This is a genomic window from Streptomyces sp. NPDC000941, assembly GCF_053599555.1.
The window spans coordinates 1-11,955 of record NZ_JBSFMM010000291.1; the positions used below are offsets into that span (position 1 = coordinate 1).

The following is an 11,955-nucleotide window of genomic DNA, read 5'->3' on the forward strand; positions in this document are numbered from 1 at the left end:
GCCCGGCGGCTCGGCGAACTCCTCGGCAAGCAGGTCGCGTTCGCGACCGACACGGTCGGGGACAGCGCCGCGGCCCGCGCCGGCACCCCGCCTGGACTCCCTGGCTCTATCTGGCCCCCGCGCTCATGGTGCTGGCCGGACTGCTGGTCTACCCCGTCTACCAACTCGGCCTGATCTCGTTCCTGCGCTACACCCAGGCACAGGTCAGCGGGGGCCGCCCCACCGAATTCATCGGCTTCGACAACTACGCCGCCCTCTTCCGCGACGACCAGTTCTGGCAGGTGCTGCTGAGCACCCTGCTCTTCGCCGCCGCCTGTGTGCTGTGCACCCTCGCCGTGGGCTGCTCGCTGGCCGTCCTGCTCACCAAGGTGCGCGCGGTGCCCAGGACGATGCTGATGCTCGCCGCCCTCGGCGCCTGGGCCACCCCGCCCGTGACCGGCTCCACGGTGTGGGTCTTCCTCTTCGACTCCAGCTTCGGCCCGGTCAACAAGGCGCTCACCTGGCTGGGCCTGAGCGGATTCGAGAACTACTCCTGGACCTACGGGAGGTACAGCGCCTTCGCACTGGTGCTCCTCGAGGTCGTCTGGTGCTCGTTCCCGTTCGTGATGGTCACCGTCTACGCGGGCATCCGGGCCGTACCGCCCGAACTGCTGGAGGCCGCCGCCCTCGACGGGGCCTCCACCTGGCGCACCTGGCGCAGCATCATGGCGCCGCTGCTGCGCCCGATCCTGGTGATCGTCACCATCCAGTCGGTCATCTGGGACTTCAAGGTCTTCGGGCAGATCTACGTCATGACGAACGGCGGCGGCATCGCGGGCCAGAACCTCGTGCTCAACGTCTACGCCTACCAGAAGGCCTTCGCCTCCTCGGAGTACGGACTCGGCTCCGCGATCGGCGTCGTCATGCTGCTGATCCTGCTCGCGGTGACCCTGGTCTATCTGCGGCTTCTGCGACGCCAAGGGGAGGAACTGTGAACGCGGGAGACGCTGTGAAAGCGGGAGGCACTGTGAACGCGCCCACGGCAACGCCTCGGCCACCCACCCCAGCCCGGTTCCGGCGGCGGGTCCGCCTGCCGCGGCTCCGCCGCCCCGCCCGGCCCTGGCGGCTGGCCGCCGAGGCCGCCGCGGTGGTGATCGCGCTGGTGGTCGCCTTCCCCCTGTACTGGATGGTGCTCTCGGCGTTCAAACCCGAAGGCGAGGTCCAGTCGGCACATCCGAGGCCCTGGACGCTCCACCCGCAGCTGGACGCTTTCCGCCGGGTCTTCGTGCAGCAGGACTTCGGCCGCTACTTCGTAAACAGCCTCATCGTGGCCGGGGCCGTGGTGGTGCTCTCGGCGCTGATCGCCTTCCTGGCGGCCACGGCCGTCGCCCGCTTCCGGTTCCGCTTCCGCACCACGCTGCTGATCATGTTCCTGATCGCCCAGATGGTGCCGGTGGAGGCCCTCGCGATCCCGATGTTCTTCCTGATGCGCGACCTCGGCACGGCCGTCCCCGGGGTCGGCCTCAACACCCTGGGCTCGCTGATCCTGCCGCACCTCGCCTTCTCGCTGCCGTTCGCGATCTGGATGCTGCGCGGATTCGTCAAGGCGGTGCCGGAGACCCTGGAGGAGGCCGCGATGATCGACGGCGCGAGCCGGTCCCGGTTCCTGTGGCAGGTGCTGTTCCCGCTGGTGCTGCCCGGCCTCGTGGCGACCAGCGTCTTCTCGTTCATCAGCGCCTGGAACGACTTCCTGTTCCCGAAGTCCTTCATCATCAGCGCCACCGAGAACTCGACCCTGCCCATGGCGCTGCTGGTCTTCTTCAAACCCGAGAACAACGACTGGGGCGGGATCATGGCCGGATCCACCGTCATGACCCTCCCCGTCCTGGTCTTCTTCGTGCTTGTCCAACGCCGGCTGGTCTCCGGGCTCGCCGGGGCCGTGAAAGGTTGAGCCTCGCCATGAACGCCACAGGCAACGCCACAGATAACGCCACAGGGCTGATCCCGGCGCCCCGCCTCGTCCGCGAGTTGCAGTTCGGCGCCCTCTACCCCGTGGACTCCGAGACCGTGCTCGGCGCCGGTCCCGGCACCGAGGCCGCGGCGCGCTGGCTGAGCGACACCGTCGGCGCCGCGACCGGCCTGCCGCTCCCGCTCGGCGAAGGCCACGACTTCTTCCTCTCGATCAGCCCCGAGGTCGAGCGGAAGCTCGGCCCCGAGGGGTATCGCATCACCATCGACGGCCACGCGGTCCGGATCGAGGGCGGCGGCCCGGCCGGGATCTTCTGGGGCGCGCAGACCTTTCGCCAACTGCTCGGCCCCGACGCCTTCCGCCGGGCGCCGATCGCGCCCCGGGAGACGTGGTGGGTGCCGTGTGTGCTGATCGAGGACGCCCCGCGGTTCGGCTGGCGCGGCCTCATGCTGGACGTGGCGCGGCACTTCATGCCCAAGGGCGATGTGCTCGCGTACATCGACCTCTTGGCCGCGCACAAGCTCAATGTGCTGCATCTGCATCTGACCGACGACCAGGGCTGGCGCATCGAGATCCGCCGCTACCCCAGGCTCACCGAGGTCGGCGCCTGGCGCGAGCGCACCAAATTCGGGCACCGCGCCTCACCGCTGTGGGACGAGCGCCCGCACGGCGGCTACTACACCCAGGACGACATCCGCGAGATCGTCGCCTACGCCGCCGAACGGCACATCACCGTCGTCCCGGAGATCGACATCCCCGGACATTCGCAGGCCGCCATCGCCGCGTACCCGGAGCTGGGCAACACCGACGCCGTCGACACCGCCTCCCTCGGCGTCTGGACCACCTGGGGCGTCAACCCGAACGTACTCTCACCCGCCGACACCACGCTGCGCTTCTACGAGAACGTCCTGGACGAGGTCCTGGAGCTCTTCCCGGGCAGCTTCGTCCACCTCGGCGGCGACGAGTGCCCCAAGGAGCAGTGGCGGGTCTCCCCGGCCGCCCAGGCGCGCATCCGGGAGCTGGGCCTGGCGGACGAGGACGAGCTGCAGAACTGGTTCCTGGGTCACTTCGGCCGCCGGCTGGCCGAGCGCGGCCGCCGTCTGATCGGCTGGGACGAGATCCTGGAGGGCAGCGCGCTGGGGGCCGATCTGGCCGAGGGCGCCGCCGTGTCGTCCTGGCGCGGCTACGCGGGCGGCATCGCTGCCGCCCGTGCTGGCCACGACGTCGTCATGTGCCCACAACAGCAGGTCTACTTCGACTACCGCCAGGCCGTCGGCGACGATGAGCCGGTTCCCATCGGCTACGTGCGCACGCTGGAGGACGTCTATCGCTTCGAGCCGGTTCCACCCGAGCTCACCGGCGCGGAGGCGGAGCGCGTACTCGGCGCTCAGGCCAACGTCTGGACGGAGGTGACCGAGGACCGGCGGCGCGTCGACTACCAGACCTTCCCGCGCCTCGCCGCCTTCGCCGAAGCCGTCTGGTCGCCGCTTCCGCCGCCGCCCGAGCGGGACTTCACCGGCTTCCAGGAGCGCATGGCGGCCCACTACGCGCGCCTGGACGCGCTCGGCGTGGACTACCGGCCCCCCGGCGGCCCGCGTCCGTGGCAGCGGCGCCCTGGCGTATCCGGACGTCCGATCGACGGGTCGCCCCCGATCGTGTGAGGTACGCCGGAAGGTGCGCCCGCAGGCGGCGTACCCCTGGGACCGTAGGTCCCCGGCTCAACCCCAAGTCGTACAAGGGTCCCTGAAACGTGGCAATCCACACCTGGCGGAGACGTCGCCCTAAACCCGTACCATCCCCCTGGTCGGGGACGGATCCATGCTTCACGGACCCTCGCGACGGCAGACTCGGAAGATGTGCCAGAGTTGCCACGTCCGGGCTGTCAGCACGTACCGTACGGCGCAACAGCCGGGACACCGGGGAAGGGGCAGCTGGGTTGACCACGCACGCACCGCAGGCGGCGCACACGGTGACGTTGCCGGGCACGCTCGACGAGGCCGTGGCGGCGCTGGCCGCCATGCCCGCCGCCGTGCCCGTCGCGGGCGGCACCGATCTGATGGCCACCGTCAACTCCGGGCTGCTGCGGCCCGCCGCACTCGTCGGCCTCGGCCGGATCACCGAGATCCGCGGCTGGCGCTACCTGGACGGTCACGCCCTGCTCGGCGCCGGACTCTCCCACGCCCGTATGGGCCGCCCCGACTTCGCCGCGCTCATCCCGGCGCTGGCCGCCGCGGCGCGCGCCGCCGGGCCGCCGCAGATCCGTAACGCCGGCACCCTCGGCGGCAACATCGTCACCGCCGCCCCCTCGGGCGACGCGCTGCCGGTGCTCGCCGCGCTGGAGGCCACGGTCATCATCGCCGGGCCCGAGGGCGCGCGCCGCGAGATCCCGGTCAGCCATCTGCTGGCCGGGGTCGAGATGCTGCGCCCCGGCGAACTCGTCGGCTTCGTACGCGTGCCGATCCTGCACGCCCCCCAGGCCTTCCTGAAGGCCACCGGGCGCACCGGCCCGGGCCGGTCCACGGCCTCGTGCGCCGTCGTGCTCGACCCGGCGCGGCGGGGTGTGCGCTGCGCGGTCGGCGCGGTCGCGCCCATGCCGCTGCGGCCGCTGGAGGCCGAGCGCTGGGTCGCCTCGCTCATCGACTGGGACGGCGACCGGGGGCGCCTCGACCCGCAGGTCACGGCGGCCTTCGGCGAGTACGTGGCCGCCGCCTGCATTCCCGACCCGGCTCCGCCGGCGGACGGCTCCGAGCCGGTGCCCCTGCCGCCCGCCGCCATCCATCTGAGGCGTACGGTGTCAGCCCTGGCCCGCCGAGCACTGGGGAGGGCACTCGCGTGAGTGACGAACAGCAGCCGCACCGGCCGGAGCCCGGGAGCGGGTGGCAGCCGATGCCACACGGCCCCGAGTACGACGCGGAGGCCACGGGGTTCGTGCAGCTGCCGCCCGATTACTCGCACCAGGACCCGGCCGCCCTCGGGGGCGGATGGGACCCGCTCGCGGCCCCTGGCACCGGCTACACCCCGCCGCCCATGACGGGTGGTCCCGGCGCGCCCTCGGAGGGCGGCCAGTGGCAGCCGACGGCCCACGCCCCTGGTGCGCACGGCGACTCCTCGGGGACCGGGCAGTGGGCCGTGCCGATGGAGGCCGGCGCGGACGACTCCGGCCAGTGGGCCCAGCCCGGCCCGGCGGGCGGATCCGGCGACACGGGCGAGTACGCGTACGGCGAACACCAGAACCCGCACGCCCCGCATGGCGCGCACACGACCGGGCAGTGGCAGCTGCCCGGCGCGGGGCAGCAGGGCCGGCCCGGTCAGCCGGGCCAGTCCGGCCAGACCGATCAGTGGTCGATCCCGTTCGCCGCCGACGACGGCGTCGACGAGACCGGCGTGTACCAGGTGAACGACCCGACGGCCGCGGCCCAGTGGCAGGTGCCCGAGTCGGCCGACGGCCCGTGGGCCGTCCCGGCCGCGGGTGACGACGGGGTCGATGACCACCCCGGCCAGCCGACGCATCCGTACGGGGCGCAGGACACCGCCCAGTGGACGACGCCCTTCGCGGACGGCGCACAGGAGCAGCAGGAGCAGCAGGTCCAGCAGGGGCTGCACCAAGACCAGCGGCAGGGCGGGCCGGTTCGGCCGGGACAACCTGGCCAGCCCGGTCAGCCTGGTCAGCAGCACGGCCAGACCGGTCAGTGGTCGATTCCGGTGGCCGGTGACGACGGCTCCGCCGAGGAATCCGGCGAGTACGCGCTCGGCGACCACTCCGTCCGCCGCGCCCCCGCGGCCCCGACGCAGCAGGGCAGGGGCCCCGCCCGGCGGCGCCTGAGGCTGCCCGGCGGCGCCGACGTGCCCGTCGAGCACCACGGCGCCCCCACCCCGCCGCACGGCGGCACCGCCGCGGCCGGCGCGCTGTCCACTCCGGCGGCGGGCACCGAGGTGCCCGAGGTGGACGACTGGCCCGAGGAGTTGACGTACGGCGGCCAGGGCCGCCCGGCCGGGCCCGACGGCGGCCATACGGGCCAGACGACCCCGCCGCACGGCGTGGCGCCCGTGGGCGGCCGTGGCGGGTTCGTGGACGACGGCTACGACGGCCACGCGGGTGCGGGGACGCCCCCGCACGGTGTCGCGCCGGGTGGCGGTCGCGGCGGGTTCGTGGACGACGGTTACGAGGCCCATGACGGCCCGGGAGCAGGCGGCGGCCCGGGCGGAGCCGACGGCGGTCACATGGCCCGGGCGACCCCGCCGCACGGCGTCGTGGCCGACGCCGACGGCCCGGCCCCTGAGGTCCCCCAGGCGCCTGCCGGCCTCGTACAGGCCGAGGAATCGGCCGAGTTGGCGCTGGACGGCCACGGCGCGCCCCTCGCCGGAGCCGGAGCCGGAGCCGGAGTCGAAGCCGACCCGTCGGCCGAGGACGTCGAAGCCGCGGACGCCGACGAGCGGCCCACCGCGGAGACGACGGCCCCCGAGGCGCCATCCGTCCCCGAGGCCGAGCAGCCGACCGACCCGACAGACGCCCAGGCGGACCCCGGCACAACCCCCGACGCCGCCGAGACCCCCCAGGCCGACAGCGAGCACCCCAGCGCCTCGTACGTCCTGCACGTCAACGGCACCGACCGCCCCGTCACCGACGCCTGGATCGGCGAGTCGCTGCTGTACGTACTGCGCGAGCGCCTGGGCCTGGCCGGGGCCAAGGACGGCTGCTCGCAGGGCGAGTGCGGGGCCTGTTCCGTCCAGGTCGACGGGCGGCTGGTCGCCTCGTGCCTGGTGCCCGCCGCGACCGCCGCGGGCTGTGAGGTCCGTACGGTCGAGGGCCTGGCCGTGGACGGGCAGCCCTCGGATGTGCAGCGCGCCCTGGCCGCCTGCGGCGCGGTGCAGTGCGGGTTCTGCGTACCGGGCATGGCCATGACCCTGCACGACCTGCTGCAGGGCAACCACTCCCCGACCGACCTGCAGACGCGGCAGGCGATCAGCGGCAACCTGTGCCGCTGCTCCGGCTACCGCGGGGTGGTCAACGCGGTCCGCGAGGTCGTCGCGGGCCGGGAGGCGGCGGCCGCCGCCGAGGCGGAGGAGGCCGCGGCGGCGGACGGCGGGCAGGACGCCGCCGGCCGCATTCCGCACCAGGCGGGCCCGCCGGGGATACACGGCACCGGCGACGGCGGCTTCGACGGCAGCGGCAGCGGGAGGACGACGGCATGACTGGAATCGCGGACGGCACCGGCGCCGCCACCGCCACCCCCGCCGCCGGGGTCCCCCTCACGCCCAAGGAGCCGCCGACCATCGGCCTGGGCATGTCGCTGCAGCCCACGGACGCGGCGGCCAAGGCCTCCGGCACCTTCCCGTACGCCGCCGACCTGTGGGCCGAGGGGCTGCTGTGGGCCGCCGTGCTGCGCTCCCCGCATCCGCACGCCCGCATCGTCTCCATCGACACCGCGCCCGCCGCCCAGATGCCGGGCGTACGGGCCGTGGTGACCCACACCGACGTGCCCGGCGACGCCGCGCACGGCCGCCGCGTCGCCGACCGCCCCGTCTTCGCCAAGGACCTGGTCCGTCACCACGGCGAGCCGATCGCCGCGGTCGCCGCCGACCACCCCGACACCGCCCGGCTGGCCGCCGCGGCCATCGCCGTCGAGTACGAGGTGCTGGAGCCGGTCACCGACCCCGAGCAGGCGTTCGGGGCCGAGCCGCTGCACCCCGACGGCAATCTGGTCCGCCACATCCCGCTGAGCTTCGGCGACCCGGACGTGGTCGGCGAGGTCATCGTCGAGGGCCTGTACCGGATCGGCCGTCAGGACCCGGCGCCCATCGGCGCCGAGGCGGGCCTGGCCGTACCGCGCCCCGACGGCGGCGTGGAGATCTACACCGCCTCCACCGACCCGCACGCCGACCGCGACCTGGCCGCCGCCTGCTTCGGCCTGGAGCCGGAGCGGGTCAAGGTCGTGGTCACGGGCGTGCCCGGCGCCATGGGCGAGCGCGAGGACCCCGGTATGCAACTGCCGCTGGGCCTGCTCGCGCTGCGCACCGGCCATCCGGTCAAGCTCGCCGCGACCCGCGAGGAGTCCTTCCTCGGCCACGCCCACCGCCATCCGACCCTGCTGCGCTACCGCCACCACGCCGACGCCGAGGGCAAGTTGGTGAAGGTCGAGGCGCAGATCCTGCTGGACGCGGGCCCGTACGCGGACTCCTCCGCGGACTCGCTGGCCGCCGCGGTGTCCTTCGCCTGCGGCCCGTACGTCGTACCGCACGCGTTCATCGAGGGCTGGGCGGTGCGCACCAACAACCCGCCCTCCGGCCATGTCCGCGGCGAGGGCGCGATGCAGGTGTGCGCCGCGTACGAGGGCCAGATGGACAAGCTGGCGGCCAAGGTGGGCCTCGACCCGGCCGAGATCCGGCTGCGCAACGCGATGGCGACCGGCGATCTGCTGCCCACCGGTCAGACCGTCACCTGCCCGGCCCCGGTCGCCGAACTGCTGCGCGCCGTACGGGACACCCCGCTGCCCCCGCTCCCCAAGGACGACCCCGAGGAGGAGTGGCTGCTGCCCGGCGGCCCCGAGGGCGCGGGCGACCCGGGCGCGGTGCGGCGCGGCGTCGGCTACGCCCTGGGCATGGTGCACATGCTCGGCGCGGAGGGGGCCGACGAGGTCTCCACGGCCACGGTCAAGGTCGTCGGCTCGGTGGCCACCGTCATCTGCGCGGCCGTCGAGACCGGCCAGGGGTTCACCACTCTGGCCCGCCAGATCGTCCAGGAGGTCCTGGGGATCGAAGAGGTGCATGTCGCACCGGTCGACACCGATCAGCCCCCGGCCGGGCCCGCGGCGCGCGGCCGCCACACCTGGGTGTCGGGCGGCGCGGTGGAGCGGGCCGCGAAGATGGTCCGCACCCAGCTGCTGCAGCCGCTCGCGCATAAGTTCGGTATGTCGACAGAGCTGTTGACCATCGCCGACGGCAAGATCACCTCGTACGACGGGGTGCTCAGCACGACCGTCGACGAGGCGCTTGAAGGCAAGGAGCTGTGGGCCACCGCGCAGTGCCGCCCGCACCCCACCGAACCGCTGGACGAGACGGGCCAGGGCGACGCCTTCGTGGGCCTGGCCTTCTGCGCGATCCGCGCCGTGGTCGACGTCGACATCGAGATCGGCGCGGTGCGCGTGGTGGACATGACGATCGCCCAGGACGTGGGCCGGGTGCTCAACCCCCGTCAGCTGGCGGCCCGGATCGAGGCGGGCGTCGCCCAGGGCATCGGCGCGGCCCTCACCGAGAACCTGCGCACCTCCCGCGGCGTGGTCCGGCACCCGGACCTCACCGGCTACACCCTGCCGACCGCCGTGGACGTCCCCGACATCCGTATCGTCAAACTCGTCGAGGAACGGGACGTGGTCGCCCCCTTCGGCGCCAAGGCCGTCAGCGCGGTGCCGGTGGTCACCACCCCGGCTGCGGTGGCCGCGGCGGTCCGCTCGGCGTCCGGCCGCCCGGTCAACAGGCTGCCGATCCGGCCTCAGGCGGCGGTCGTCAACAGGGCCTGATGGCTATCTGAGAGGGGCTTGTTGAGCGCGCGCATCCTGGTCGCCGAGGACGACGAGAAGCAGGCGCGGCTGATCCGGATCTATCTGGAGCGGGAGGGGAACGCCGTCCAGACCGTCCACGACGGCCGCTCGGCGATCGACCGCGCCAGGACCACCCGCCCGGACCTCATCGTGCTCGATGTGATGATGCCGCAGATCGACGGCCTGGACGTGTGCCGCATCCTGCGCGCCGAGTCCCAGGTGCCGATCCTGCTGCTGACCGCGCGCGCCACCGAGGAGGACATGCTCCTCGGGCTCGACCTCGGCGCCGACGACTACATGACCAAGCCGTACAGCCCCCGGGAGCTGACCGCCCGCGTCAGGGCCCTGCTGCGGCGGTCCAGGGCCACCACGGGGGAGCCGACGGTCATCAGGGCCGGGGCGCTGGAGATCGACACCGCGCGCTTCGAGGTGCGGCTCGCAGGCGAGGTGATCGCGCTGACCGGCAAGGAGTTCGCCATCCTGGCCCTGCTGGCCGGCGAGCCGGGGCGCGCTTTCACCCGGGCGAAGATCATCGACCGGGTCTTCGGCTTCGAGCAGAACGTTCTGGAGCGCACCGTGGACGCCCACGTGATGAACCTGCGCCGCAAGCTGGAGCGCGGGCCGGGGGCGCCCCGCATGGTGGAGACCGTCTACGGACGCGGCTACCGGCTGGCCGACCCGGGGCCGGACCCGGCGCGGTGAGCTTCCGGCTGCGGGCGCTCGCCCTGATGATGCTGCTCGTGGTCGCCGCCACCGCGGCCACCGCCTGGCTGACGCTGCGCCAGGCCACCCGGCAGGCGAACGAGACCGCCGCCGCGGACCGGGCCGACATCAACCGGGTCACCAAGGAACTGCGCCAGTACGGCCTGCGGCACGGCACCTGGGACGGCGTCGCGCCCGCAGTGCGCGGGCTGGCCGCCGACACCGGGCAGCGCATACGGGTCACCACCACGACCGGCTCCGGTGCGCCGCTGGCCGACTCGGACGTCCTGATGGGCCGTGAGCCCCGCAGGGCCGGCACGGGTGCGCCGCTCCTGGTGGACCCGCGCCCCGAGCTGCGACTGCCCGACGACCCGCGGCCGCCGGCGATCCTGATCAAGCTCACCGCCCTCGAGATCTCCCGGTACCGCACCGGGACGGCGTACGCCGCGTGTCTGACCCGTTCCGGCACCGAGGTGATGGTCGGCCAGGACGAGAGCGGCATCCCGACGTACTCGGCGCGCCGGGAGCCCGGCGGCGGGGACACGGCGAGCGGGGAAGACCCGGCAAGCGGCGGGAAGACGGCGCAAGGGCGCTGCGAGCGGCCACAGACGTCTGCGGCGCTGGTCGACCGGTACGTCCAGGCCGGGAAGAACTCCTGCCGATCGGCCGGGGCGGAGGGGACCGTTCCGTGCCTCCGGCGGATCTTCGCCGAGCAGATCAGCGACGCCGCCCCGCCGCCGCTCCAGGTCCGCCTCGGCGCCCTCGACGAGCCCCCGTCCGCCCTCGCCGCCGCGCCCGCGGTCACCGTGGCCGTAGCCGTCGCGGTGGCGGCCATCCTCGGCGCGCTGCTGCTCAGCCGGACGGTGCTGCGCCCCGTCAGCGCCCTGACCGCCGCCTCCCGCGGCCTCGGCGAGGGCGACCTGGCCCGGCGGGTGTCCGTGACCGGCCGGGACGAGATCGCCGAACTCGGCCGCTCCTTCAACCGTATGGCCGCGTCGCTGCAGGACAGCGAGGAGCGTCAGCGCCGGCTCGTCGGCGATGTCGCCCACGAGCTGCGCACCCCGCTGGCCAATCTGCGCGGCTATCTGGAGGCGCTGCGCGACGGGGTCGTCGACCCGGAACCCGAGCTGTTGGACTCGCTCCACGAGGAGGTCCTGCTCCAGCAGCGGATCGTCGACGACCTGCAGGACCTGGCGCTCGCCGAGGCGGGTGCGCTCAGCTACCACCGCGACCACATCGAGCTGGGCGAACTGCTGGAGACCTGCCGCACCGCCCACCGGGCCCAGGCCGAGCGCGCCGGGGTCGCCCTCACCGTCGAGACGCCGGACGGCGACCCCGTGTACGCGTACGCCGACGCGGACCGGCTGCGGCAGGCCGTCGGCAATCTGGTGAGCAACGCCGTACGGGCCACCGGGCCCGGCGGCACCGTTCGGCTGTCCCTGGCGCGCCGCGGCGCGGGGGCCGCGGTCCACGTCGGCGACACCGGGCACGGCATCCCCGCCGAGCAGCTGCCGCACGTCTTCGACCGCTTCTGGCGGGCCGACGCCGCGCGGGGGAGGGCCACCGGCGGCAGCGGGCTCGGGCTGTCCATCGCCCGCCAGATCGTGAAGGACCATCAGGGGACGATCGGGGTGGAGAGCGCCGTCGGCGTCGGCACGACCTTCACCATCGAGATCCCCAAGTGAGTTTGCGGTGAGTATGGGACAGCGACACGCCGACGCTACGGCGTGGGGCGGTGCCAAAAAAACCACAAAACAAGCATGCTAC

General features: G+C 73.7%; 8 protein-coding genes. All 8 read left to right on the plus strand.

Annotated features, from left to right (window positions below; translation table 11 throughout):
* On the plus strand, positions 1 to 974 hold a 974-nt coding region (locus ACWDSL_RS47930; protein ID WP_450495361.1), incomplete at its 5' end, for a carbohydrate ABC transporter permease.
* 95 nt (positions 975 to 1,069) lie between these two features.
* Positions 1,070 to 1,930, plus strand: coding sequence for a carbohydrate ABC transporter permease (locus ACWDSL_RS47935; RefSeq protein ID WP_450495374.1), 861 nt, complete (start codon positions 1,070 to 1,072; stop codon positions 1,928 to 1,930).
* An 8-nt stretch (positions 1,931 to 1,938) separates the two neighbouring features.
* Positions 1,939 to 3,609, plus strand: a complete 1,671-nt coding sequence (locus ACWDSL_RS47940; protein WP_450495363.1) for a beta-N-acetylhexosaminidase — start codon at positions 1,939 to 1,941, stop codon at positions 3,607 to 3,609.
* 275 nt (positions 3,610 to 3,884) lie between these two features.
* Positions 3,885 to 4,784, plus strand: coding sequence for an FAD binding domain-containing protein (locus ACWDSL_RS47945; protein WP_450495365.1), 900 nt, complete (start codon positions 3,885 to 3,887; stop codon positions 4,782 to 4,784).
* Positions 4,781 to 7,141 carry a 2Fe-2S iron-sulfur cluster-binding protein gene (locus tag ACWDSL_RS47950; protein WP_450495366.1) on the plus strand — a complete coding sequence of 787 codons (2,361 nt, stop codon included), beginning with the start codon at positions 4,781 to 4,783 and terminating at the stop codon, positions 7,139 to 7,141. The genes ACWDSL_RS47945 and ACWDSL_RS47950 overlap by 4 nt, the downstream gene beginning before the upstream one ends.
* Positions 7,138 to 9,465 carry a xanthine dehydrogenase family protein molybdopterin-binding subunit gene (locus tag ACWDSL_RS47955; protein ID WP_450495368.1) on the plus strand — a complete coding sequence of 776 codons (2,328 nt, stop codon included), beginning with the start codon at positions 7,138 to 7,140 and terminating at the stop codon, positions 9,463 to 9,465. Before ACWDSL_RS47950 ends, ACWDSL_RS47955 begins: the two co-directional genes overlap by 4 nt.
* A gap of 21 nt (positions 9,466 to 9,486) precedes the next feature.
* On the plus strand, positions 9,487 to 10,188 hold the full coding sequence (locus ACWDSL_RS47960; RefSeq protein WP_450495370.1) for a response regulator transcription factor: 702 nt from the start codon (positions 9,487 to 9,489) through the stop codon (positions 10,186 to 10,188).
* Entirely contained in the window at positions 10,185 to 11,873 is a 1,689-nt protein-coding gene (locus tag ACWDSL_RS47965) for a sensor histidine kinase (protein ID WP_450495372.1), read from the plus strand. Before ACWDSL_RS47960 ends, ACWDSL_RS47965 begins: the two co-directional genes overlap by 4 nt.
* Positions 11,874 to 11,955: the final 82 nt, after the last annotated feature.

What these genes read in the sequence shown, in the direction of transcription:
- ACWDSL_RS47940 (WP_450495363.1), top strand. Translation starts at nt 1,939, where the DNA reads ATGAACGCCACAGGCAACGCCACAGATAACGCCACAGGGCTGATCCCG.
- ACWDSL_RS47955 (WP_450495368.1), top strand. Translation starts at nt 7,138, where the DNA reads ATGACTGGAATCGCGGACGGCACCGGCGCCGCCACCGCCACCCCCGCC.